Origin of the sequence: Pseudomonas sp. efr-133-TYG-23 (assembly GCF_030209215.1) — a bacterium.
GTDB lineage: Bacteria > Pseudomonadota > Gammaproteobacteria > Pseudomonadales > Pseudomonadaceae > Aquipseudomonas > Aquipseudomonas rhodesiae.
In genome coordinates, this window is sequence record NZ_JARVSL010000027.1 from 165843 (window position 1) to 188094 (window position 22252).

Genomic DNA, 22252 nt, shown 5'->3' on the forward strand with positions numbered 1-22252 from the left:
CATGGATGCTCAAACCCTTCGCGCCGAAACCTTCAAGCGCCTGCATGAACGCGACCGCGCGTTCGTGATGCCCAACCCGTGGGACGCCGGTTCCGCCGTGATGCTTGCCAGCCTGGGGTTCGAAGCCTTGGCCACCACCAGCGCGGGTTATGCCTTCAGCCTTGGTCGGCCGGATGCGGAGGGCGCGCTGTCTCTGGACGACACCTTGCTCAACGCGCATCAGATCGCCCAAGCCACGACACTGCCGGTGGCGGCCGACCTGGAAAACGGCTTCAGCGACAGCCCGGATGGCTGCGCCCAGACCATCCTGCGTGCGGCGGCCACGGGGATTGTCGGCGGTTCCATCGAAGACGCCACCGGACACTCTGGTGATCCCATTTATGCCTTCGACCTGTCTGTGGAGCGAGTACATGCGGCGGTAGTCGCGGCCCGCAGTTTGCCGTTTGCGTTCACGCTCACCGCCCGCGCGGAAAACCTCCTGCATGGGCGTCTGGATCTGCCCGACACCCTCCGCCGTCTGCAGGCTTACGCCGAGGCTGGTGCCGATGTGCTTTACGCGCCGGGCCTGCGCACCGCCGATGAGGTGTTGGCGGTGGTCAAGGCGGTCGCGCCCAAACCGGTGAATGTGTTGATGTCCGGTGCGCTGAAACTCAGCGTCGCGCAATTGAGCGCCATGGGCGTCAAGCGCATCAGTGTGGGTTCGGCGATGGCGTTGGCGGCCTATGGCGAGTTCTATCGCGCGGCCCAGGAGGTCTATGAGTTGGGCACCTTTACCTTTACCGAGCGCTCCATGCCCTTCAGCAAGGCCAATCAGTTTTTTAAGGTCTGACCCATGCGGTTTATCAAGGTGATGGGCGTGCTGCTGATGCTGGGCGGCGCGGTGGTGGTCGGTGTATGGCGCGGCTGGGTGCCGTTGGCGCCGGAATGGAATCCATGGGCGCCGCTGGATGTGCGGGCCAGCCCAAACCTGTTGACGCGTTTTAAGCTGGGACGTCTGCAGGGCGACCCGGCGCTGTGCGACCAGGTGCTGAAGACTTCAGGCTTGCGCGTGAGCCATCAAGCTGATTCATCCGCCGATGTCGCCTGCCCGTTGCGCAACACCTTGCGCGTTCAGGGTGCAGAGGTGGGGTTGAGCAGCAGCTTTCTTGCCAGCTGCCCGCTGGCCGTGGCGTTTGCGCTGTTCGAGCGCCATAGCCTGCAACCGGCGGCGCAGACGGTGTTTGGCCAGGCGGTGACGCGGGTCGATCATCTGGGCAGTTTTGCCTGTCGCACGATGTATAACCGTGCCAACGGGCAACTGAGTCAGCACGCCTCGGCCAATGCGTTGGATATCGCCGGTTTTCGCTTGGCCGATGGGCGCAGTATCAGCGTGCTCAAGGATTGGCCAGGGAAGGGCACCAATGCGCGGTTCCTGCGTCAGGTGCGCGACAGTGCCTGTGATGATTTCAACGTGGTGTTAAGCCCGGACTACAACGCCGCGCACCGCAATCACTTCCACTTCGATATGGGGCGCTGGTGGGTGTGTCGCTGAGGGTCAAGCGGCCAGGCGCAGGTTGTGGGTGATCAATGGGCGTGCCCAGTAGTAGTCGAAGTCCAGGGCTTTCTGCTGCTCCACCAACGCTTCTTCGGAGTAAGGCGTAGGCGGCGGTGGCAACAGGTCCAGTTCGAACTCGGCGATTGGCAAGTGCAGGGCGCGCGGTTCCGGCGCGGGGCCTGGCTCCGGCAATGGCTGCCCGGCGGCCAGTACGATTGGGCGTACCCAACCGCTTTCGAAATTCTGCTGACGTTGCTGGGCGACGATTTCCTCTTCAGGAAACGGCGTCGCAGCCGGTGGCAGCAACTCGGTTTCAAATTCGGCGATGGGCAGGAACAGCGGTTCTGGCGGGGCGATTTCGGTGTCTTTAACGTCGCACTCACGCTGGGTGAGGATCTGCGACAACAGGTCTGCGCCTGCGCTGGGTTCTACCGCCGGGTCCAGCGGTGCCGTCGCCTGGGCTGCCGGCGCGTCCGGCGTTTCGCCGAGCTGCTCGGCCAATGCCCGGGCGAAGAAGTCCTGCCACACATGACTCACACCGGCCAGCGCTTGAGTGTTGCGCAAGCCGTAGTGGTTGTGGGTCGGCAGTACACCGATGGTTAGGGGGAGAATGTCTGACATTTTCTTCGGTCGACGCTCAGCTCTGGCAAAATACCTGACTGTTGGTTTTATCGGCCGGTGTTGGCCGATCCTTAATATTTTTGAGCGTAGCGATTGATGAGCGAACAACCAGCGGCCAGCCGCATCCGGGTCGAGGCCATGGCCGATGCTTTCCAGTCCCGTGCCGAGCAGTGGGCTGCCCAACTTGGCTTGCCGTTAGTGCTGCCGGATGCGGATTTTTCCTTGCAGGTCGGCGAACATGGCTTGCAGTTGCAGCAACTGGGGGCGGACGCACCGGGGCCGGTGCGCGTGGACTTCGTCGAAGGCGGCGCGGCGCATCGGCGTTTATACGGCGGTGGCAGTGGGCAGATGATCGCCAAGGCCGTGGGCATCGCCCAAGGCGTACGCCCACGAGTGCTGGACGCCACGGCCGGCCTGGGCAAGGACGCTTTTGTGCTGGCGAGCCTGGGTTGCAACATGAGCCTGATCGAACGCCAGCCGCTGATTGGCGCTTTGCTCGAAGACGGCCTGGCGCGCGGCGCGGATGATTTCGAAGTGGCGCCGATCGTGGCACGCATGCAACTGCTCAAGGGCAACTCCATCGAGGTGATGCGCAACTGGGAGGGCGAGCCCCCTCAGGTGATCTACCTCGACCCTATGTTCCCTCATCGTGAGAAAACCGCCCTGGTAAAGAAGGAAATGCGCCTGTTCCGCCCGCTGGTGGGCGATGACCCGGACGCACCGGCCTTGCTCGCCGCAGCGCTGGCCCTGGCCAGTCACCGTGTTGTGGTCAAGCGCCCGCGCAAGGCGCCGTGTATCGACGGGCCCAAGCCGAGCCATGCGCTGGATGGCAAGTCCAGCCGCTACGACATTTACCCCAAGAAAGCGCTCAAGCCCTGATAACCGCTATGGCTTGTAGGCCCGCATAAACAACCCCACCACATCCTGCACATGGGCTTCGGCGGCTTCCTCACTCAACTGGCCGCCGCAGCCATACAGCAGGCAGAAGTTCGCCGTGCCTTTGAGCAGGCAGAAGAAATGCTCGGCCGCCTTGAACGGCTTATCGATGTTCAGGGCGCCGCTCTGGTCAATGGTGCTGAGCAGGCGTTCCATGCCTTGCAACATGCGCATGGGCCCGGCTTCGAAGAAAATCTGCGAGAGTTTCACGTCCTGATTGCCGGTGGTCATCATCAGCCGATGCAGGTTCACCGACTCTTCGCTGTTGATCAGCCGATGAAAACCACGGGCGATGGTCAGCAGGACCGTTTCCACAGGTACACCCGCGGGCATCTCGAAATACATCACCGGTAATTGTTCCTCGCACTTGGCCACGACGGCGGCGGTGAACAGGGTTTCTTTGTCGGTGAAGTGGTTGTAGACCGTGAGTTTCGACACGCCAGCCTCCAAGGCCACCGCGTCCATGCTGGTGCTGGCGTAACCATTGCTCAAAAACAGAAACTTGGCTGCTTCGAGGATTGCCTGGCGTTTTGCCATGTCCTTGGGACGCCCGGGGCTATTGGTGTTCAGAGGATTGTCGGACATTTTCACCTTTAATACTGGACTGGTGAGTTTGGTATTAATAACATACCGGCAAGTATAATTATTCCTAGCATCATTTGCGAAAGGTCCTTCAGCATGCGCAGCACTTTCCTGCCCCTTGCGTTGCCTGCGTGTCTGGTCCTTCTATTGGCCGCCTGCGGTCATGAAGAAGCACCCCAGACCACCATCCGCCCGGCCATGGTGGTGCAGCCACAGCCTTCGACGCAGACGACGGACAGCTACCCCGGAGAAGTGCGTGCACGCTACGAGCCGGACCTGGCTTTTCGCATTGGCGGCAAAGTCAGTAAGCGCTGGGTGGAGGAGGGCGAGCGGGTCAAGGCTAATCAGGCGTTGGCCGAACTCGACCCTCAGGACGTGCGCCTGCAACTGGACGCCGCCCGCGCTCAGGTCGCCGCCGCCCAGGCCAACTTGAGCCTGGTGCGTGCCGAGCGTGATCGCTACAAAACCTTGCTGGATCGTCAGATGGTCAGCCGGTCCCAGTACGACAATTCCGAAAATCTTTACCGTTCGGGCGAAGCCCGCCTCAAGCAAATCAAAGCCGAGTTCGATGTGGCCAGTAACCAGGCGGCCTATGCGGTCTTGCGCGCGCCGCAGGATGGCGTGGTGGCCAAGCGTGCGGTGGAAGTCGGGCAAGTGGTGTCCGCCGGGCAAACGGTGTTCACCCTGGCCACCGATGGCGAACGTGAAGTGCTGATCAGCCTGCCCGAACAAGGCTTTGCTCGCTTCAAGATCGGCCAGCCGGTGTCTGTGGAGCTGTGGAGCCAGCCGGATCAACGCTTCGCTGGGCGCATTCGCGAGTTGTCCCCTGCCGCCGACCCCAAGTCGCGTACTTTTGCTGCGCGCGTTGCGTTTACCGGCGGCAAAGTCCCGGCGGAACTCGGCCAGAGCGCTCGCGTATTTATACAGGCCGACGGCAGTAATCCGCTGTCCGTGCCGTTGTCTGCCATCAGCGCGGAGAACGGTGAGTCCTACGTCTGGCGCGTGCAGCCGGACAACACCCTCAAGCGCACACCGGTGCGTATCGGCGCGTTCGGCGATAAAACCGTGCCGGTGCTGGAGGGCTTGAGCGCCGATGATTGGGTTATCGCAGCCGGTGTGCATGTGCTCCACGAGGGCCAGCAAGTGCGCCCGGTGGATCGCGCCAACCGCGTGGTGAATCTGGCGGCCAAGGAGTAGTCCCGATGGGTTTCAATCTTTCCGAATGGGCGCTACGCAATCGCCAGATCGTGCTGTTCCTGATGATCCTGCTGGCAGTGGTGGGCACGTTGTCCTACACCAAGCTGGGGCAGAGCGAGGATCCGCCCTTCACCTTCAAGGCCATGGTGATCAAGACCAACTGGCCTGGCGCCACCGCTCAAGAAGTCTCGCGGCAAGTCACCGAGCGCATTGAGAAAAAACTCATGGAGACCGGTGACTACGAGCGAATCGTTTCATTCTCGCGGCCGGGCGAGTCCCAGGTGACCTTCGTCGCCCGCGATGCCATGCGCTCGGCGCAGATACCCGAACTGTGGTACCAGGTGCGCAAGAAAATCAGCGACATCCGCCAGACCCTGCCACCGGATATCCAAGGGCCGTTTTTCAACGACGAGTTCGGCACCACCTTCGGCAATATCTACGCCCTGACCGGCGATGGTTTCGACTACGCCGTGCTCAAGGACTACGCCGACCGCATCCAGATTCAACTGCAACGCGTAGCGGATGTGGGTAAGGTCGAACTGCTCGGCCTGCAGGACGAGAAGATCTGGATCGAGCTGTCCAACCTCAAACTCGCCACCCTGGGTTTACCCTTGGCCGCTGTGCAACAGGCGTTGCAGGAACAGAACGCGGTGACTACCGCCGGGTTCTTTGAAACGCCAAGCGAGCGCGTGCAGTTGCGGGTGTCGGGCAACTTCAAGACGGTGGACGAAATCCGCAGTTTTCCCATTCGCGTGGGGGATCGCACTTTCCGTATCGGCGATGTGGCTGATATTCACCGTGGCTTCAACGATCCACCGGCGCCACGCATGCGCTACATGGGCGAAGACGCCATCGGCCTGGCCGTGGCCATGCGCGAGGGCGGCGATATCCTGGTGTTGGGCAAGGCGCTTGAGGGTGAATTCGCGCGTCTTCAGAAGAACCTTCCGGCGGGCATGCAGTTGCGCAAAGTGTCGGATCAGCCTGCAGCGGTCAAAACTGGGGTCGGCGAATTTGTCCAGGTGCTGGCTGAAGCGTTGGCCATCGTGTTGCTGGTGAGCTTTTTCTCCCTGGGACTGCGCACCGGCATGGTGGTAGCGCTGGCGATTCCGCTGGTGCTGGCGATGACGTTCGCCACCATGTATTACCTCGGCATCGGCTTGCACAAGATTTCCCTCGGCGCCCTGGTACTGGCCCTCGGGCTGCTGGTCGATGACGCCATCATCGCCGTGGAAATGATGGCGATCAAAATGGAGCAAGGCTACGACCGGCTCAAGGCCGCCAGTTTTGCCTGGACCAGCACCGCGTTTCCGATGCTCACCGGGACGCTGATCACTGCGGCCGGTTTCCTGCCCATCGCGACGGCCCAATCGAGCACTGGCGAATACACTCGCTCGATATTCCAAGTGGTGACCATCGCGCTGCTCGCGTCCTGGGTGGCCGCCGTGGTGTTCGTGCCCTACCTGGGGGAAAAACTCCTGCCGGACCTGGCGAAGATTCATGCCGCCAAACACGGCCATGATGGCCCCGATCCCTACGGCACACCCTTCTACCAGCGTGTAAGGCGGTTGGTGGCGTGGTGTGTGAATCGGCGCAAAACCGTGATAGTGCTGACGCTGCTGCTGTTCATCGGTTCGGTGGCGTTGTTTCGGTTCGTGCCGCAACAATTTTTCCCGGCGTCTGGTCGCCTGGAGCTGATGGTCGATTTGAAATTGGCCGAGGGCGCGTCCCTGAGCAACACCGCCGAGCAGGTCAAACGCCTGGAGGCGCTGCTCAAAGAGCATGCCGGCATCGACAACTATGTGGCTTATATCGGCACCGGCTCGCCGCGCTTCTACTTGCCTTTGGATCAGCAGTTACCGGCCACCAGCTTCGCCCAGTTCGTGGTGTTGGCTAAGACCATCGAGGAGCGCGAAACCCTGCGCACTTGGCTGATCGAAACCCTCAACGAACAGTTCCCTGACCTGCGCTCGCGTGTCACACGCTTGGAGAACGGCCCGCCCGTGGGTTACCCGGTGCAGTTTCGCGTGACGGGGGAGCATATCGAAGAGGTGCGCGCCCTGGCCCGCAAAGTCGCCGCGAAGGTCCGCGAAAATACTCATGTGGTTAACGTGCACCTGGACTGGGAGGAACCGAGCAAAATCGTCTACCTCAATATCGATCAGGACCGCGCCCGGGCGTTGGGCGTCAGCACCGCCAACCTGTCGAAATTCCTCCAGAGTTCCCTGACCGGCTCCAGCGTCAGCCAGTACCGGGAGGATAACGAGTTGATCGAAATCCTCCTGCGCGGCACCCGGCATGAACGCACCGAACTGACGTTGCTCCCCAGCCTGGCGGTGCCCACCGACAATGGCAAAAGCGTCGCGCTGTCGCAGATCGCCACGCTTGAGTACGGCTTCGAAGAGGGCGTGATCTGGCATCGCAACCGCCTCCCCACGGTGACCGTTCGCGCCGATATCTACGGCAAGGAACAACCGGCGACCCTGGTGCAGCAGATTTTTCCGACCCTCGCGCAAGTGCGCGCCGAATTGCCGGACGGTTACCTGCTGGAGGTCGGCGGCACCGTCGAAGACTCCGCACGCGGCCAGAACTCGGTGAAGGCCGGTGTGCCGCTGTTCATCGTGGTGGTGTTGACGTTGCTGATGCTGCAATTGCGCAGTTTCTCACGCACCGCGATGGTGTTTCTGACGGCGCCGCTGGGCCTGATCGGTGTGACGCTGTTTCTGTTGGTGTTCCGTCAGCCCTTCGGGTTTGTGGCGATGCTCGGCACTATCGCATTGTCCGGGATGATCATGCGTAACTCGGTGATCCTGGTGGATCAGATCGAGCAAGACATCAAGGCGGGGCTGGCGCCGTGGCAGGCGATCATCGAGGCCACGGTCCGACGCTTCCGGCCGATAGTGCTGACGGCGCTGGCAGCGGTGCTGGCGATGATCCCGCTGTCGCGTAGCGTGTTCTTCGGGCCGATGGCAGTGGCGATCATGGGCGGGTTGATTGTCGCCACGGCATTGACCCTATTGTTCCTGCCGGCCCTGTATGCTGCGTGGTTCCGAGTGAGGAAGGACGTTGCGTAATCATGTTGGCCACTGTTTCAGCCTTGACGTTGTTGTTGCTTGCCCCTGGGCCGACTAACACGCTGTTGTTGCGCGCCGGCGTGTTATTCGGCCTGCGGGCGTCGTGGAAGCTGGCCTTTATCGAGTGTCTGGCGTACTTGCTGCAAGTGTCGGTGTGGGGCGTGGCGCTGCTCTACCTGGCCGCTTACTCCCCTTGGGCCGTCAAGTTGATCCAATTGGCAGCGAGTACGTACTTGCTCTGGGTGTCTTGGCGCTTATGGCGCGGCGCTAAAGCCTTGGACGGCGTGGGCCGGGACCGCTTCACCAGTAGCTATTTTTTCTGGATGACGGTGATGAACCCCAAAGGGTTGTTGATCGCTTCGTTGATCGCACCACCGGACACATTTACCCATTGGACCGGCTATCTCGCCTTCATGTGCACGATGGTATTAGTCGTGGTTCCGATCGGGTCGGCCTGGATTGTATTTGGCGCCGGTGTCGTCGGGCGTGGGCGGCACTTGTTGAGCCCGCGTGTCATCAACAGGAGCGCCGCGCTGGCCATTGGTTTTTTTGCCACGGTGCTGCTTGGGCGTCTGGTTACTTCGATTCTCCCTTGATGACCTCAGTGCGCCCATCGCCGGTGCAGCAGGGCATTACATGGTCTGTTAGAGCAAACGGTTAAAGATGGAACCATTCAGCTCCTCGAACCACGCAAGGTTACCCGCTCAGACGACGTTAACGCATAGCTGGCAGGTTTCGGGCGTTGGTTTCAATTGAATTGGAAGGAGAGAAAATGTTTTTACCTTTATTGACGTTACCGCTGCAATTCTTAGGTTCGATGATGGGCTCTGGCATGGGGGGTGGGGCAAACTTGCGTCATAACCCACCTATCAACATCAATATCGAAAACAACAACAGCAACCTAAATAACAACCTGAATAACCTGCTGAACAATAACCCCACCTCGATCAACATCTCGACGGTCCCGGCCAGGCCCTGGATACCTTATTAATGTATCCCTTTCAGCATTGGTACATGAAGGGCGAATGCTTGGCCCCTGTCGCCGTTGCATGAAACAAAAAGCCCTGAATTCGTCAGGGCTTTTTTGTAGTCATCGAGACGGTCTTGGCTAGTGCGTTAAAGTGCGCCGAACACTTTCTTCGCTAAACTTGTGGCCGCCGCCGCAGGGTTTTTGCGGATCGTCTCTTCCTGCTGCGCAATCATCTTGAACAAACCGTCCAGCGCTTGTTCGGTCACGTAGTTCTCGACATTAGCGCTCTTGGCATCCACGGCGCCGAAGGCGGCGGCTTTGCCTGCCAGGGCGTTGTACTGCTGGGCTACGCCGACCTTGTCGGTAGCGGCCTTGACGATCGGCAGGAACTTGGCGCGAATGGCTTCGCGACTGCTTTTGTCCAGGTACTGAGTGGCCGAATTCTGGCCGCCGCTGAGGATGCCCTTGGCGTCGGTCACGCTCATGTTTTTCACAGCGTTTACCAGAATCGGCTGGGCTTGGGTCACGGCCGTTTCAGCCGCTTTGTTCATGCTGGTTTCCAGTTGGGTGACTTGATCACCCATGCCGAACATCTTCAGCTTGTCCGCGACTTTGCCCAACTTGCCCGGCAGGCCGATCTTGACCTCCGGGTTGTTGCTGAAACCGCCGGGGACGCCCAGTTGTTTCACAGCGATCTGGGCACCTTGGGTCAGTGCATCCTTGAGTCCGCCAGTGGCGTCGCCCTGGGACAGGCTGCCCAGGTCCAGGGCCATAGCGTTGGCGCCGAGCAGCAGGCCGGCACACAGGGCAGTGAAGCGAAGGGATTTACGGAGCATGGGCGCTTCCTTATGTTCGATGTTCGAAATCAGGGGGCTACGGCGTTGACGCGCACGCGCAGCGGCTGGGCGTCCTGGCCGTCGAGCCGCACGGTGTGGCGATCAGTGGTGGTGAACAGTAGCTTGCCCTCCAGCTCGATGCGAGCACTCACCGCGTAACTGTGGCCGGGCTTGACCTGTGCCGGGTCGTAGCTCAGGTGGAACGGCAGGGGCACCTGGCCTTTGACCGGGCCTTTCTGTTCGGCCAGAACCACGGCGGGAGCGTCCGCCAGGGACACGTCCTGCAGGCTCACGCTCAACGTGGCCGACGGCGGCAGGGCGATGCGTTGCAGGTAGAACACTTCGCCGTCGAGGCTGGCCTTGGGCGCGGGACTCATGGATTGGCAGGCTCCGAGCAGGGCGGTGAGGCCCAGGAGGATGATCTTTTTCATGGTGCAGCTCCTTTTCAACGGGGCCGGAGGCTCTCCGGCCCTTATTCAATCTAGCGGCTTTCTTCCGGTTCCACCGGCGCATCACCCGCACCGTCCACACGGTGCAAGGCCACCTGGCGGATCGACAGGCGAATCTCGGCCGGTAACACGCGCTTGGCCGCGCCTTCGGCCAGTTCACCGAGCAGGTCGTGGTAGCTCAATTTGCCGGCCTCATCGCGGCGCAGCACATCTTGCTCCAGCAACGTCTGAATAAAATGTCGGAAAAGACTCTTATCGAAGAACTCCGGGGCATTGAGCCCGTGCAGGATCGACAGGCGCTGGGCCATGATCGTGCACAGGTCTTCCAGCTCTTCGGCGCTGATGCTGTTCTGGCCGCTGTTGAGCAACAGCGAGATCGCCATATAGAAGCGTTGCAGGGTCTGGGCGATGCTCTTGGACAGCAGCGTCAGCAACACAAAGTGTCGCGAGCTGGGGGCCGGGCGCAGGTACACATCTTTCTCGAAGCGCAACAGGCCCTGTTCGACGAACGCCTCCAGCCACTGGTCGATCACGTTGTCCAGATCGTCCAGGGACCAGCGGATAAACAGTTCCGATTGCAAGTACGGGTACAGCGCGTGGGTATAGCGCAGGATCTGTTCGCGGCTCATGCGTGAGCTGCTCTGGAAGAAGCTCGCCAGCAGCGCCGGCAGGGCGAAGATGTGAAGTACGTTGTTGCGGTAGTAGGTCATCAGAACGGCGTTCTGTTCGTCCAGGTACAAAATCTTGCCCAGGGCGTCGCTCTGTTCCGACAGCAGCTTCATATCTTTGACGTGCTGAATCAGCGCCATGCCATCGCCTTCCGGCACCGTGGTATGGGGCGAGTAAGGCACGCGGCGCAATAGCGTCAGGTACAAGTCCAACTGACGGGCCATGGCCTGTTCATCCAGGGCCAGGCGCGTGGTGGACAGCAGTGCCAGGGCCACCAGATTCACCGGGTTCACGGCGGCGGCTTCGTTCAAGTGGCGAGCCACTTGTTCGCCCAGGCGATGGGTAGTTTCGTTGAGCCACGCCGGCTTGTAGTTCGGGCCCAGGTCCTGGGCGCGCCAGTCCGGTTGCTCGGCGTCGAGGAATTCCGCCAGCTTGATCGGCTCGCCGAAGTTCACCGCGACCTGGCCGAAGCGCTGCTTGAGGGCGCCGACCACTTTGAAAATATCGAAGATCGACTCTTTCTTCTTGCTCGCCCCGCGCAGTTCGCCGAGGTAGGTGCGGCCTTCCAGCACGCGCTCATAACCGATGTACACCGGCACGAACACGATCGGCATACGCGAAGAGCGCAGGAAACTGCGCAAGGTGATCGCCAGCATCCCGGTCTTGGGTTGCAGCATGCGCCCGGTGCGCGAGCGTCCGCCTTCGACGAAGTACTCCACCGGGAAACCCTTGGTGAACAGCGTATGCAGGTACTCGTTGAACACAGCGGTGTACAGCGGGTTGCCCTTGAAGGTGCGGCGCATGAAAAATGCACCGCCACGGCGCAGCAGGCTACCGATTACTGGCATGTTCAGGTTGATACCGGCGGCGATATGCGGCGGCGTCAGACCGTTCTTGAACAGTAGGTAGGACAACAGCAGGTAGTCGATATGGCTTCTGTGGCACGGAACGTAGATCACCTCGTAACCCTGGGCAACCTGTTGCACACCTTCGATGTTATTGACCTTGATGCCGTCGTAGATCTTGTTCCAGAACCAGCTCAGCACCACTTCCAGGAAGCGGATCGCGGTGTAGGTGTAGTCCGAGGCGATTTCGTTGCCGTAGCGCAGGGCCTGGGCCTTGGCTTTTTCCGGGCTGATTTTTTCGCGTTCGGCTTCGTCGGCGATGGCCTGGCGCACCAGCGGCATGTTGACCAGGCCCTTCACCAAGTTGCGGCGGTGGGACAGGTCGGGGCCGATCACCGCAGTCTTCAGGTTACGAAAGTGCACACGCAGGATGCGCTGGGCCATGCGCACGGTGCGTTCGTGGCCTTTATTGTGCTCGATCAATTCACGCAGGTTGATAGGCGCGGAGAATTGCACGCGAGTCTTGCGCCCCAGGATCAGGATGCTCAACAGCCGACGCAGACGCCCGGTGACCGCCCAACTGTCGGCGAACAGCAGCTTCCAAGGGCTGGACTCGCTCTCGGGGGACTGGCCCCAGAACACGCTGACCGGAATGATTTGTGCATTCTCTTCGGCGTGCTCGCTGAGGGTGTTGACCAGGCGGGTCAGGGTTGGCGGCGCACCGCGCTTGTCCTGGCGGCCGAGCCAGTCCGGTTCCGGCGTAAGGTAGAAGAACGCCGCCGGCTCCATCAGCGGGCCTACCGACACCGGCAACACCGGGCGCGGCAGGCCGGCCTTGGTGCACTCGGCGTCGACCACGGCCAGCTCGGTGAGGGAGGGTGATTGCAGGACGTAGAACACCGGCCGGCTGCGGTCCAGGTTGAGGGTTAGGGACGACTGGTTGATCGTCTCCGAGCGAACCCAGAGGTACAACAGTCGGCGCAAGGTGCCAAACACCAGACGGCGGAACGGGGAGCGGGTCATAGGCGAGCTGCTTCAAGTGGGAAAAAACCGAGCAGGCGCTCGGGCGGGTAGTGTGCCGTATTCGCCGAAAATCGGCAAAAAAGCAGCGATGTAAACTTGAGTTGAACGCTTTTGAGCCTGCCATATACTCGGCAGTTCAAAGCGTACCGGCTCAATAATAAAAACCGAAGTGGGAGTAAACAGATGGCAACGCGCGAAACCGGCAATGTGAAGTGGTTCAACGATGCAAAGGGCTATGGCTTCATTCAGCGTGAGGACGGCAAGGATGTGTTCGTGCACTACCGCGCCATCCGCGGTGAAGGCCACCGCTCCCTGGCCGAGGGCCAGCAGGTGGAATACGCCGTGGTGAACGGCGAGAAGGGCTTGCAGGCCGAGGATGTGGTCGGCCTATAGGCTGAGTGGCAGGTTTAAGCGGCAAGCCTCAAGCGGCAAGCGGCAAGCTACAAGCGGCAAGCGGCAAGCTTCAAGCGCTTTGGCTTTGGCTTTGGCTTGCAGCTTGCAGCTTGCAGCTTGCAGCTTGCAGCTTGCAGCTTGCCGCTTGCAGCTTGCAGCTTGCAGCTTGCAGCTTGCAGCTTGAAGCTGCTTTTCAACCCGTCCTCCAAGTAATCTGCTCTTCGCCGTCTGCGCTGATGCGAATCCAGATGTCGGCACTTTCTTCACCTTCTTCCTCGACCCACGTGCCCGGCGCGCAGCGCACTTCAACGTTCAGCGCGGCAAACGCGGCGCGGGCGCAGGCGATGTCGTCGTCCCATGGGGTCTGGTCGCTTTCCAGGTACAGGCTGTTCCACTTGCCAACGGCCTTGGGCAGCCAGGTGACAGGCACGTTGCCGGCCTTGCACTTGTAGGTCTGGCCTTTCTGGACCCAGTCGCTGCATGGCCCCAGGGCCGCACCCAGCCAGGCGGCGATGGCTTTGTGGTCGACGTCGGCGTCCTTCAGGTAAATCTCGATATCGGGTTGGCGCATGGATGTTCCTCGTTGCGGGATTCGAAAATCCATTCGCGAAAATAAAGTCGGTTATTGAAGCACGAAATAATCGTAGCGCATCGACACCGTGACCTTCAGCGGCTCGGCCGCCTCGATCACTTCGGCGCGGCGCTCGGCACTGGCCCGCCAGCCATGGGGCGTCATGGCCAGCAGGTTGGCGCGGTCCTTGGGATCGGCCAGGCTCAGTGTGAATTCCAGGATCTCGCTGTGCGCCAGGCTCATGCCCGACGGCACCAGGGCCAGGTGCTTGTCGTCGGTGTATTCGCGCACTTCGTCGTACAGACGTTCACGCAGCTCCATCAGGTGACCACTGGTAGGGCCGACCTTCATCAAGCCGCCGCCAGGGCTGAGCAGGCGCTTGGCTTCCTGCCAGTCCAGCGGGCTGAATACGCTCGCCAGGAACTGGCAACTGGCGTCGGCCAACGGCACGCGGGCCATGCTGGCGATCAACCAGGTCAGCGCCGGGTTGCGCTTGCACGCACGTTTGACCGCTTCCTTGGAGATATCCAGCGCGTAGCCGTCGGCATGGGGCAGGGCCTCGGCGATTTGCGCGGTGTAGTAGCCCTCGCCACAGCCGATGTCCACCCAGCGCTGTGGCGCACGTTCTGCGGCCAGTTCGGCCAGGCGCTTGGCCACCGGGGCGTAGTGCCCGGCGTTGAGGAAGTCGCGACGCGCCTCGACCATTGCCAGGTTGTCACCCGGGTCACGGCTGTTCTTGTGCTGTACCGGCAACAGGTTCAGGTAACCCTGGCGTGCCCGGTCGAAACGGTGCCCGGCTGGGCACGCCACGCCACTGTCCACCGCGTTGAGCGGGGCACTGCAGAGGGGGCAGGCGAGCATCAGGCGAGCAACTTGATCAGGGTCTGATAATAGATTTCGGTCAGCACATCGAGGTCGCTGGCCAGGATGCGCTCATTGACCTGGTGGATGGTCGCGTTGACCGGCCCCAGCTCGACCACTTGGGTGCCGAGGGTCGCAATGAAGCGGCCATCGGAAGTGCCGCCGCTGGTGGACGCCTGGGTCTCGCGACCGGTGACCGCCTTGATGCTGGCCGATACGGCATCGAGCAGGGCACCCGGTTCGGTCAGGAACGGCAGGCCGGACAGCGCCCAGTCCACGTGCCAGTCCAGGCCGTGCTTGTCGAGAATCTGCGCAACGCGTTGCTGCAGACCCTCCACGGTGGACTCGGTGGAGAAACGGAAATTGAACACCGCCGTCAGCTCGCCGGGAATCACGTTGGTGGCGCCGGTGCCGGAATTGAGGTTGGAAATCTGGAAGCTGGTGGGCGGGAAAAACGCGTTGCCGTCGTCCCAATGCTCGGCGGCCAGTTCGGCCAGGGCCGGTGCAGCCAGGTGGATCGGGTTCTTCGCCAGGTGCGGGTAGGCCACGTGGCCTTGCACGCCGCGTACGGTCAGGGTCGCGCCGAGGGAGCCGCGCCGGCCGTTCTTGACCACATCGCCGACCAGCGTGGTGCTCGACGGCTCGCCGACGATGCACCAGTCCAGGCGCTCCTTGCGCGCTGCCAGGCGTTCGATCACGGCTTTAGTACCGTGGTGTGCCGGGCCTTCTTCATCGCTGGTGATCAGGAAAGCCACCGAGCCCTTGTGGTCCGGGTAGTCGGCGACGAAGCGCTCGGACGCTACCAACATCGCCGCCAGGCTGCCTTTCATGTCGGCTGCGCCACGCCCGCAGAGCATGCCGTTTTCGTCGATCAAGGCGTCGAACGGGTCGTTCTGCCAGGCCTGCACCGGGCCGGTCGGGACCACGTCGGTATGGCCGGCGAAGCACAGTACCGGGCCTTCATGCTTACCGTGGGTGGCCCAGAAATTGTCCACGTCTTCGATGCGCATCGGCTCAAGTTTGAAGCCGGCGTCGCCCAGGCGCTGCATCATCAGCTTCTGGCAATCGGCGTCGATCGGCGTCACCGAGGGGCGGCGGATCAGGTCGATGGCAAGTTGAAGGGTGGGCGAAAGGTCGGCATGGGCCGTCATGGGAAAACTCCGGAAAGCATGTTTGGAAGAGCAGGGCGGGCAGACAAAACGGCCGTTATCTTATAGCAAAACGGCGGCCAGAGGCCGCCGTTTAGTGCATTGCGCAAGTTTTTACGCGGCCGGAGCGGGCTGTGGCGCCGGCGCCGGTTTCGGCAGCGACGACAAGAACGCCATGATCAGCGCCGCCACGTACGGCAGGGACTGTACCAGCAACATCACCACCCAGAAGCGCATGTCATTGCTCGGCAGGCCCTGCACCAGGTAGATCCCCAGCGCGGCGCCCCACAACAACAGCATGATGAACATTTCTTCGCGGGCTTCGGAAATCGCGACCCAGAAGCCGTGGTTATCCGCGTTTTTCGGTGTACGAAAGAACGGAATGCTGGTGGTGAAGAAACCATACAGCACCGCCTTGGCGATGGTGTGGGACAACGCCAGCCCGGCCAGGGCCGCGCAGAACGCGTCCTTGAGGTTCACGCCCACCGCACGGCGGTACAGGAAAATGATCTTGCCCACCTTGAACACGAACAGCGCCAACGGCGGAATCGCAAAAATCAGCAACGGTGGGTCGACCCGGGTCGGTACGATGATCATCGCCGCCGACCACAACAGCGCGCCGACCGTAAAGAAGATGTTCATGCCGTCCGCCACCCAAGGCAACCAGCCCGCCAGGAAGTGATAGCGCTGGCCACGGGTCAGTTCGGTGTCCTTGCCGCGCAGCAGGCTGGCGGTGTGACGCTTGATGATCTGAATCGCGCCGTAGGCCCAGCGGAAGCGCTGCTTCTTGAAGTCGATAAAGGTATCCGGCATCAGACCTTTGCCGTAGCTGTCGTGGTAATACGCCGCCGACAGACCTTTCTCGAATACCCGTAGGCCCAGTTCGGCGTCTTCACAGATGCACCAGTCGGCCCAGCCCAGTTCTTCGAGCACCGAGCGGCGGGTCATGGTCATGGTGCCGTGCTGGATAATCGCGTCGCGGTCGTTGCGGGTCACCATGCCGATATGGAAGAAGCCTTTGTATTCCGCATAGCAGAGCTTCTTGAAGGTGCTTTCGTTCTGATCGCGATAATCCTGCGGCGACTGCACCACGGCGATTTTCGGGTCGGCGAAGTGCGGCACCATGTGCTTGAGCCAGTTGGGCGAGACGCAGTAGTCCGAGTCGATCACGGCGATCACTTCGGCGTCTTTGGCGGTGTGCGGAATCAGGTAGTTCAACGCACCGCCCTTGAAACCGGCCAGGGGCGCGACGTGGAAGAACTTGAAACGCGGCCCGAGGGTGGCGCAATAGTCGCGCACCGGTTCCCACACGGCCGGGTCCTTAGTGTTGTTGTCGATGATCAGGACTTCGTAGTCCGGGTAATCGAGCGCGGCCAGTGCGTCGAGGGTCTGTTTGACCATCTCTGGCGGCTCGTTGTAGCACGGCACATGGATCGATACTTTTGGGCGGTAGTCCGAATCGCCGACCACCGGCAGGAATTCACGCCGACGCTTGTGGGTCCATACCGCTTCGGCCAGTTCGTGGGCTTCGGTCAACAACACGATGAACACGCCAAGGGCGCCGAGCGCCAGCAAAAAGCCCACGGTCAGGCTGAACCAGGTGCTGTATTGCTGGCTGTAGTCGTAGCCGATCCATACCAGCACCGAACCGCATAGGAACGCAATAAAGGTCAGGAACGTGCGGCCGCGCTGGCGCAGGGCCGAGCCGTCGATCATCAGCAGGGTCAGGGACAGCAGCGCCAACACCACCGAACCGATGGCCAGCACGCGCCATTGCGGAATCGCCACCACCGGCCCTTCGAAGTTGAATTTCTGCTGGCGCGCGGCGTTGAACACGCCCCAATACGCACCGACCGAGCCTTCGTCGCTGGCCTTCCACGGCTGATCGAACGCCTCGATCACAAAGTAGTTGTAGCCTTGGCGGTTGAGCTTGTTCACCAGCGTGCGCAGGTAAATGGCCTGGTCGGCCGGGGACGCGTCAGCCCCACCGCGCATGCGCCCGTTGCTTGGCCAGCCGACTTCCGACAGCAGCAGCGGCTTTTTCGGGAAGGTCTTCTTCAGATCCTTGGCGCGGTCGAGTACGAATTGGCCGGCCTTATCCACCGGAATATGTTCCCAATACGGCAGGATGTGCGCGGCGATCAGGTCGACGTGCTTGGCCAGTTGTGGATTGTGTTCCCAGATGTGCCATTGCTCGGAGGTGGTTACCGGTACTTTGACGGCGGCGCGCACGCGGTCCAGCAGCACGATCAGCGCCTCGGGCGTGATTTCCTCGCGGAACAACGCTTCGTTGCCCACCACCACGCGCACGACGCTGCGCGAGTTGTTGGCGATCTCGATGGCGCGCTGGATTTCGCGTTCGTTACGCTCCAGATCCGGGCTGATCCAGATCCCCAGGGTCACCCGCAGGCCGAATTCTTCCGCCAGTTTGGGGATATCCCCCAGGGTGCCGTCGACCGAGTAGGTGCGGATGTTGTCCGTCAGCTTGCTCATGATCGCCAAGTCTTGACGCATCTGTTCGTCGGTGGGGTATTGGTCTTTCTGGGGGTACTGGCCTTGTTGGAACGGCGAGTAGGAAAAACCGGAGATTTGTTCAGGCCAGTTGGGGGCTGAGACCGGGCGGTTGATCAGCGCCCAGAAACCGGTGAACAGCGCGGCAATTGCCAGCACCACCACCAGGTTGAGTCCAAATTTACGCGATGCCATGGTTATGCGGGTTCCAAAGGGTGTGGAACGAAATGAGGTGCCGGGCTGCGCCGAACGGCGCGCATCCTACACCGGCCTTTCCCTGACCGTACAGCAAGCGGAGAAAAACCGGACATTGGGCAGCGAAAGTACATCTAAGTTCTTAACTTGTAGCTTGTAGCTTAAAACTTGTCGCTGCGTAGCCCTATAATGCGCGCCGGTTTTTGGGGTAATGGTCATGAGTACAGAAGATCCGCGGTTTGCAGGCGTTGCCCGTTTGTATGGCATTGAGGGCTTGGAACGCTTGAAAGCGGCCCATGTGGCGATCGTCGGTGTTGGCGGCGTGGGCTCGTGGGCGGCCGAAGCCATGGCCCGCTGCGGGGTGGGCGAAATTTCGCTGTTTGACCTGGACGACGTCTGCGTCAGCAACAGCAATCGCCAGTTGCACGCCTTGGACAGCACCGTGGGCAAGCCCAAGGTCGAGGTCATGGCCGAACGCTTGCGCGGCATTAACCCGGACTGCACCGTGCACGCAGTGGCGGACTTCGTCACCCGCGACACCATGGCCGAGTACATCACGCCCAACATCGATTGCGTGATCGACTGCATTGACGCCGTCAACGCCAAAGCCGCGTTGATTGCTTGGTGCAAGCGTCGCAAGATCCAGATCATCACCACTGGCGGCGCCGGCGGGCAGATCGACCCGACGCTGATCCAAGTCTGCGACTTGAACCGCACCTTCAACGACCCGCTGGCCTCCAAAGTCCGCTCCACGCTGCGCCGCGATTATGGGTTCTCCCGCACCGTGACTCGCCATTACAGCGTGCCGTGCGTGTTTTCCACTGAGCAACTGCGCTATCCCAAACCAGACGGCAGCATCTGTTTGCAGAAGAGTTTTGTCGGCGATGGCGTGAAGCTGGACTGCGCCGGAGGATTTGGCGCGGTGATGATGGTCACGGCCACCTTCGGCATGGTGGCCGCGACCAAAGCGGTGGACAAAATTGTGGCGGGAGTGCGCAGGCCCTCGGAGCGGGTCAAACCCACCTGAATCTCACGGCCTTGCACAAATCAAAATGTGGGAGGGGCAAGTCCAATCATCGCACCGGCCCTCCCACATTTAGTTCTGTGTCTGGCTTAGTGTTCGCATGCGCTGCAGGACTGCATTCAAGCCATTGCTGCGCGACGGCGACAGTTGGCGGGAAAGCCCGAGTTGATTGAACCAGTCGGGCAAGTCGACCCCCTGCAACTCAGCAGTCGATAACCCGTTGACTCGCGCCAGCAGCAGTGCCACCAACCCACGAATCATTCGTGCATCGCTGCTGGCGGCAAACTGCCAATAACCGTTCTCCAAACGGCCAACCAACCACACCAGGCTTTCACAGCCCTGCACCAGATTGGCGTCGACCTTATCTTCATCCGCCAAGGCCGGCAGCCTCTCGCCCCACTGCATCAGCATGCGCGCGCGTTGCTCCCAGCTGCCGACGGCTTGAAACGCTTCGAGCGCCTCTACGGCATCAACGGGCAGAGTCATCGCAGCATATCCAGCGCTTGGTCCAGGGCCTCGAAAAAGCGCTCCAGATCGTCGGAATCGTTGTACAGCGCCAGGGACACACGGATCGCCCCCGACAAGTGCATCGCCTTGAGTAGCGGCATTGCGCAGTGATGGCCGGCGCGTACGGCAATTCCTTGCTCGGTGAGCAAGTGCGCGAGGTCGGCGTTATGGATGCCGTCGACCACAAAGCTGACCAGCGCAACCTGCGGCGAACCCAGCACGCGCACGCCGTTGCGGGCCTTCAGGCCGCGCAGCAGGTAATCATGCAGAGCGGCTTCGTGGGCGAGAACCGCCTGTGGGTCCAGTGAACTGAGGTAGTCCAGGGTCGCTCCCAGGCCGATCACTCCCGCGATCGGCGGCGTTCCCGCTTCGAAACCCAAGGGCGCTGGGCGGAAGCTGGCGCTGTGATAGTCCGCGTGCTGCACCATCTCGCCGCCCAATTGCCAGTGGCGCAAGTGGTGCAGGGCGTCGTTGCGGCCAAACAACACGCCAACGCCGTCGGGGCCGTACAGTTTGTGGCTGGAGAATGCATAGAAATCACAGCCCAGGGCCTGCACATCATGCCGACCATGGACGATGCCCTGGGCTCCATCCACCACGGTCAGGGCGCCATGGGTCCGGGCCATCGCCAGCAAGGTTTCCAGCGGTTGCCAGGCCCCCAGCACATTGGATAACTGGCTCACCGCCAACAGGCGCGTGCGGGGGCCGATCAGTCCGACGGCGGCTTCAACATCGATCACGCCGTCGGCATTGAGCGGCAATACCACTAACTCCAAGCCGCGACGTTTGGCCAGTTGCTGCCACGGCAGCAGATTGGCGTGGTGTTCCAAGGCGCTGATGACGATCTCATCGCCCGTTGTGAATAAGTGCTCAAGGCCATAGGCCAAGAGGTTCAGCGCAGACGTCGCGCCATGGGTAAACACTATTTGCCCGCTATCACCTGCGTTCAACCACTGTGCAACCTTGCTGCGGCTGTCTTCGAAAGCCTGGGTCGCATGGGCGCCGGGCAAGTGTTGGGCGCGGTGCACATTGGCTGCGCCATTGGCGTAGTAATGGCTGATCGCATCCAGCAGCGCCTGGGGTTTTTGAGTGGTGGCGGCGTTGTCCAGATAGGTCTGGTCCTGCCGTTGCAGGGTGGCGATGGCCGGAAAGTCGGCGCGCCAGGGGGAGGGCACAAGCATGATGATCAAGACTCGTATAAGCGGGCCGCACCGCGAAGGCGCGGCCCACTAGTGGCATCGAGTGGCTGCTTAGTTGTGAGCGTGCAGTGCTTCGTTCAGTTCGATGGCCGATTTGTGGGTTTTGCACTCCACGGCACCGGTCTCGGAGTTGCGACGGAACAGCAGGTCCGGTTGGCCGGCCAGCTCGCGCGCCTTGACCACTTTGACCAGTTGGTTCTGCTCATCGAGCAGCGCGACTTTGGTCCCGGCGGTCACGTACAGGCCCGACTCCACGGTATTGCGGTCGCCCAATGGGATACCGATACCGGCGTTGGCGCCGATCAGGCAGCCTTCGCCGACCTTGATCACAATGTTGCCGCCGCCCGACAGGGTGCCCATGGTGGAACAACCGCCGCCCAGGTCCGAGCCCTTGCCGACGAATACGCCGGCCGACACGCGGCCTTCGATCATGCCCGGGCCTTCGGTGCCGGCGTTGAAGTTGACGAAGCCTTCGTGCATCACGGTGGTGCCTTCGCCCACGTAGGCGCCCAGGCGCAGGCGCGCGGCGTCAGCGATACGCACACCGGCCGGCACCACGTAGTCGGTCATTTTCGGGAACTTGTCCACCGAGAACACTTCCAGCAGCTCGCCACGCAGGCGCGCTTCCAGTTGGCGCTCGGCCAACTCGCTGATGTCGATCGCGCCCTGGCTGGTCCAGGCCACGTTCGGCAGTTGCGGGAACACGCCGGCCAGGCTCAGGCCGTGGGGCTTGACCAGGCGATGGGACAACAGGTGCAACTTGAGGTAGGCCTCAGGCGTGGAGGTCAGTGCGGCGTCTTCGGCCAGCAGGGTGGCAACCAGCGGCGTGTGGCTTTCGGCCAGACGGCTGAGCAGCGCGGCCTGGGTCGCGTCGACGCCCTTGAGTGCGTCCGCCAGTTGCAGGGCCTGGGTGACGGTGAAGGTGATGGCTTGGTTGCCTTCGCTGTAACCGAGGATCGGTGCGATGGCCGCGACGATTTCAGCCGACGGGTTGAGCAAGGGGTGTGCGTAGAACACTTCCAGCCAAGCGCCTTGGCGGTTCTGAGTGCCGACGCCGAAGCCCAGGCTGAATAGGGAATGGGACATGCTGTTACCTCTACAAAAATAAAA

The 22252-nt window shown here is 61.5% G+C and carries 21 protein-coding genes; 9 read left to right on the forward strand and 12 right to left on the reverse strand.

Annotation, left to right across the window (positions count from 1 at the left end):
- The first annotated feature begins 1 nt into the window (after nt 1).
- Both QRN41_RS18620 and QRN41_RS18625 read left to right on the forward strand, forming a co-directional pair.
- Entirely contained in the window at nt 2-829 is an 828-nt protein-coding gene (locus QRN41_RS18620) for an isocitrate lyase/PEP mutase family protein (protein ID WP_034137221.1), read from the forward strand.
- 3 nt (nt 830-832) lie between these two features.
- Nucleotides 833-1531: an extensin-like domain-containing protein gene (locus QRN41_RS18625; RefSeq protein WP_285421974.1), complete on the forward strand. Its 699-nt coding sequence runs from the start codon at nt 833-835 to the stop codon at nt 1529-1531.
- 3 nt (nt 1532-1534) lie between these two features.
- On the opposite strand, the gene QRN41_RS18630 is transcribed toward QRN41_RS18625, so the two are convergent.
- Nucleotides 1535-2155 carry a hypothetical protein gene (locus tag QRN41_RS18630; protein WP_034137223.1) on the reverse strand — a complete coding sequence of 207 codons (621 nt, stop codon included), beginning with the start codon at nt 2153-2155 and terminating at the stop codon, nt 1535-1537.
- Nucleotides 2156-2251: 96 nt separating this feature from the next.
- Here QRN41_RS18630 and QRN41_RS18635 point away from each other — a divergent pair, with 96 nt between their 5' ends.
- Nucleotides 2252-3034 (forward strand): class I SAM-dependent methyltransferase, encoded by a 783-nt coding sequence (locus QRN41_RS18635; RefSeq protein ID WP_285421975.1) that lies wholly within the window; start codon nt 2252-2254, stop codon nt 3032-3034.
- 6 nt (nt 3035-3040) lie between these two features.
- Here QRN41_RS18635 and QRN41_RS18640 read toward each other — a convergent pair whose 3' ends face one another.
- Nucleotides 3041-3676 carry a TetR/AcrR family transcriptional regulator gene (locus QRN41_RS18640; RefSeq protein WP_034137225.1) on the reverse strand — a complete coding sequence of 212 codons (636 nt, stop codon included), beginning with the start codon at nt 3674-3676 and terminating at the stop codon, nt 3041-3043.
- A 93-nt stretch (nt 3677-3769) separates the two neighbouring features.
- Between QRN41_RS18640 and QRN41_RS18645 the strand changes: the two genes are divergently transcribed.
- From QRN41_RS18645 to QRN41_RS18660, 4 genes are all read left to right on the forward strand, one after another.
- A complete protein-coding gene (locus tag QRN41_RS18645; RefSeq protein WP_285421976.1) occupies nt 3770-4870 on the forward strand; it encodes an efflux RND transporter periplasmic adaptor subunit in 1101 nt (366 codons plus the stop codon).
- Between the two features lie 5 nt (nt 4871-4875).
- Entirely contained in the window at nt 4876-7941 is a 3066-nt protein-coding gene (locus QRN41_RS18650; RefSeq protein ID WP_123480551.1) for an efflux RND transporter permease subunit, read from the forward strand.
- A 2-nt stretch (nt 7942-7943) separates the two neighbouring features.
- Nucleotides 7944-8537, forward strand: a complete 594-nt coding sequence (locus QRN41_RS18655) for a LysE family translocator (RefSeq protein ID WP_167416428.1) — start codon at nt 7944-7946, stop codon at nt 8535-8537.
- A 176-nt stretch (nt 8538-8713) separates the two neighbouring features.
- Nucleotides 8714-8932 carry a hypothetical protein gene (locus QRN41_RS18660; RefSeq protein WP_034137229.1) on the forward strand — a complete coding sequence of 73 codons (219 nt, stop codon included), beginning with the start codon at nt 8714-8716 and terminating at the stop codon, nt 8930-8932.
- A gap of 125 nt (nt 8933-9057) precedes the next feature.
- Here the strand turns inward: QRN41_RS18660 and QRN41_RS18665 are convergent, their stop codons facing one another.
- The 3 genes from QRN41_RS18665 to plsB are packed head-to-tail and all read right to left on the reverse strand — an operon-like array spanning nt 9058 to nt 12733.
- Nucleotides 9058-9747, reverse strand: coding sequence for a DUF4197 domain-containing protein (locus QRN41_RS18665; protein WP_285421977.1), 690 nt, complete (start codon nt 9745-9747; stop codon nt 9058-9060).
- A 29-nt stretch (nt 9748-9776) separates the two neighbouring features.
- Nucleotides 9777-10178, reverse strand: coding sequence for a YbaY family lipoprotein (locus QRN41_RS18670; protein ID WP_285421978.1), 402 nt, complete (start codon nt 10176-10178; stop codon nt 9777-9779).
- Nucleotides 10179-10228: 50 nt separating this feature from the next.
- Entirely contained in the window at nt 10229-12733 is a 2505-nt protein-coding gene (gene plsB / locus QRN41_RS18675) for a glycerol-3-phosphate 1-O-acyltransferase PlsB (protein WP_285421979.1), read from the reverse strand.
- Nucleotides 12734-12916: 183 nt separating this feature from the next.
- On the opposite strand from plsB, the gene QRN41_RS18680 reads away from it, so the two are divergent.
- Nucleotides 12917-13126, forward strand: a complete 210-nt coding sequence (locus QRN41_RS18680; protein WP_213633301.1) for a cold shock domain-containing protein — start codon at nt 12917-12919, stop codon at nt 13124-13126.
- A gap of 193 nt (nt 13127-13319) precedes the next feature.
- Here QRN41_RS18680 and QRN41_RS18685 read toward each other — a convergent pair whose 3' ends face one another.
- From QRN41_RS18685 to QRN41_RS18700, 4 genes are all read right to left on the reverse strand, one after another.
- On the reverse strand, nt 13320-13697 hold the full coding sequence (locus QRN41_RS18685; protein ID WP_034096226.1) for a hypothetical protein: 378 nt from the start codon (nt 13695-13697) through the stop codon (nt 13320-13322).
- Between the two features lie 51 nt (nt 13698-13748).
- The gene (locus QRN41_RS18690) at nt 13749-14558 is read right to left on the reverse strand and encodes a putative RNA methyltransferase (protein ID WP_285421980.1); all 810 of its coding nucleotides are present in this window, start codon (nt 14556-14558) and stop codon (nt 13749-13751) included.
- Complete coding sequence (dapE, locus tag QRN41_RS18695) at nt 14558-15709, reverse strand: succinyl-diaminopimelate desuccinylase (protein WP_034137234.1); 1152 nt, start codon at nt 15707-15709, stop codon at nt 14558-14560. Before dapE ends, QRN41_RS18690 begins: the two co-directional genes overlap by 1 nt.
- A gap of 111 nt (nt 15710-15820) precedes the next feature.
- Complete coding sequence (locus QRN41_RS18700) at nt 15821-18412, reverse strand: glycosyltransferase (RefSeq protein ID WP_034096229.1); 2592 nt, start codon at nt 18410-18412, stop codon at nt 15821-15823.
- Between the two features lie 211 nt (nt 18413-18623).
- On the opposite strand from QRN41_RS18700, the gene tcdA reads away from it, so the two are divergent.
- Nucleotides 18624-19439 (forward strand): tRNA cyclic N6-threonylcarbamoyladenosine(37) synthase TcdA, encoded by an 816-nt coding sequence (gene tcdA, locus QRN41_RS18705; RefSeq protein WP_071487460.1) that lies wholly within the window; start codon nt 18624-18626, stop codon nt 19437-19439.
- Between the two features lie 69 nt (nt 19440-19508).
- Here the strand turns inward: tcdA and QRN41_RS18710 are convergent, their stop codons facing one another.
- The 3 genes from QRN41_RS18710 to dapD form a co-directional block, all read right to left on the reverse strand.
- A complete protein-coding gene (locus tag QRN41_RS18710) occupies nt 19509-19922 on the reverse strand; it encodes a SufE family protein (protein ID WP_123480546.1) in 414 nt (137 codons plus the stop codon).
- On the reverse strand, nt 19919-21124 hold the full coding sequence (locus tag QRN41_RS18715; protein ID WP_034112161.1) for an aminotransferase class V-fold PLP-dependent enzyme: 1206 nt from the start codon (nt 21122-21124) through the stop codon (nt 19919-19921). Before QRN41_RS18715 ends, QRN41_RS18710 begins: the two co-directional genes overlap by 4 nt.
- Nucleotides 21125-21193: 69 nt before the next feature.
- On the reverse strand, nt 21194-22228 hold the full coding sequence (dapD, locus tag QRN41_RS18720; RefSeq protein WP_034096233.1) for a 2,3,4,5-tetrahydropyridine-2,6-dicarboxylate N-succinyltransferase: 1035 nt from the start codon (nt 22226-22228) through the stop codon (nt 21194-21196).
- Nucleotides 22229-22252 lie beyond the last annotated feature (24 nt).

Excerpts from the sequence above, each read along its gene's own strand:
- QRN41_RS18620 (WP_034137221.1), top strand. The coding sequence starts at position 2 with ATGGATGCTCAAACCCTTCGCGCCGAAACCTTCAAGCGCCTGCATGAA.
- QRN41_RS18625 (WP_285421974.1), top strand. The coding sequence starts at position 833 with ATGCGGTTTATCAAGGTGATGGGCGTGCTGCTGATGCTGGGCGGCGCG.
- QRN41_RS18630 (WP_034137223.1), bottom strand. The coding sequence starts at position 2,155 with ATGTCAGACATTCTCCCCCTAACCATCGGTGTACTGCCGACCCACAAC.
- QRN41_RS18635 (WP_285421975.1), top strand. The coding sequence starts at position 2,252 with ATGAGCGAACAACCAGCGGCCAGCCGCATCCGGGTCGAGGCCATGGCC.
- QRN41_RS18640 (WP_034137225.1), bottom strand. The coding sequence starts at position 3,676 with ATGTCCGACAATCCTCTGAACACCAATAGCCCCGGGCGTCCCAAGGAC.
- QRN41_RS18645 (WP_285421976.1), top strand. The coding sequence starts at position 3,770 with ATGCGCAGCACTTTCCTGCCCCTTGCGTTGCCTGCGTGTCTGGTCCTT.
- QRN41_RS18650 (WP_123480551.1), top strand. The coding sequence starts at position 4,876 with ATGGGTTTCAATCTTTCCGAATGGGCGCTACGCAATCGCCAGATCGTG.
- QRN41_RS18655 (WP_167416428.1), top strand. The coding sequence starts at position 7,944 with ATGTTGGCCACTGTTTCAGCCTTGACGTTGTTGTTGCTTGCCCCTGGG.
- QRN41_RS18660 (WP_034137229.1), top strand. The coding sequence starts at position 8,714 with ATGTTTTTACCTTTATTGACGTTACCGCTGCAATTCTTAGGTTCGATG.
- QRN41_RS18665 (WP_285421977.1), bottom strand. The coding sequence starts at position 9,747 with ATGCTCCGTAAATCCCTTCGCTTCACTGCCCTGTGTGCCGGCCTGCTG.
- QRN41_RS18670 (WP_285421978.1), bottom strand. The coding sequence starts at position 10,178 with ATGAAAAAGATCATCCTCCTGGGCCTCACCGCCCTGCTCGGAGCCTGC.
- plsB (WP_285421979.1), bottom strand. The coding sequence starts at position 12,733 with ATGACCCGCTCCCCGTTCCGCCGTCTGGTGTTTGGCACCTTGCGCCGA.
- QRN41_RS18680 (WP_213633301.1), top strand. The coding sequence starts at position 12,917 with ATGGCAACGCGCGAAACCGGCAATGTGAAGTGGTTCAACGATGCAAAG.
- QRN41_RS18685 (WP_034096226.1), bottom strand. The coding sequence starts at position 13,697 with ATGCGCCAACCCGATATCGAGATTTACCTGAAGGACGCCGACGTCGAC.
- QRN41_RS18690 (WP_285421980.1), bottom strand. The coding sequence starts at position 14,558 with ATGCTCGCCTGCCCCCTCTGCAGTGCCCCGCTCAACGCGGTGGACAGT.
- dapE (WP_034137234.1), bottom strand. The coding sequence starts at position 15,709 with ATGACGGCCCATGCCGACCTTTCGCCCACCCTTCAACTTGCCATCGAC.
- QRN41_RS18700 (WP_034096229.1), bottom strand. The coding sequence starts at position 18,412 with ATGGCATCGCGTAAATTTGGACTCAACCTGGTGGTGGTGCTGGCAATT.
- tcdA (WP_071487460.1), top strand. The coding sequence starts at position 18,624 with ATGGTCATGAGTACAGAAGATCCGCGGTTTGCAGGCGTTGCCCGTTTG.
- QRN41_RS18710 (WP_123480546.1), bottom strand. The coding sequence starts at position 19,922 with ATGACTCTGCCCGTTGATGCCGTAGAGGCGCTCGAAGCGTTTCAAGCC.
- QRN41_RS18715 (WP_034112161.1), bottom strand. The coding sequence starts at position 21,124 with ATGCTTGTGCCCTCCCCCTGGCGCGCCGACTTTCCGGCCATCGCCACC.
- dapD (WP_034096233.1), bottom strand. The coding sequence starts at position 22,228 with ATGTCCCATTCCCTATTCAGCCTGGGCTTCGGCGTCGGCACTCAGAAC.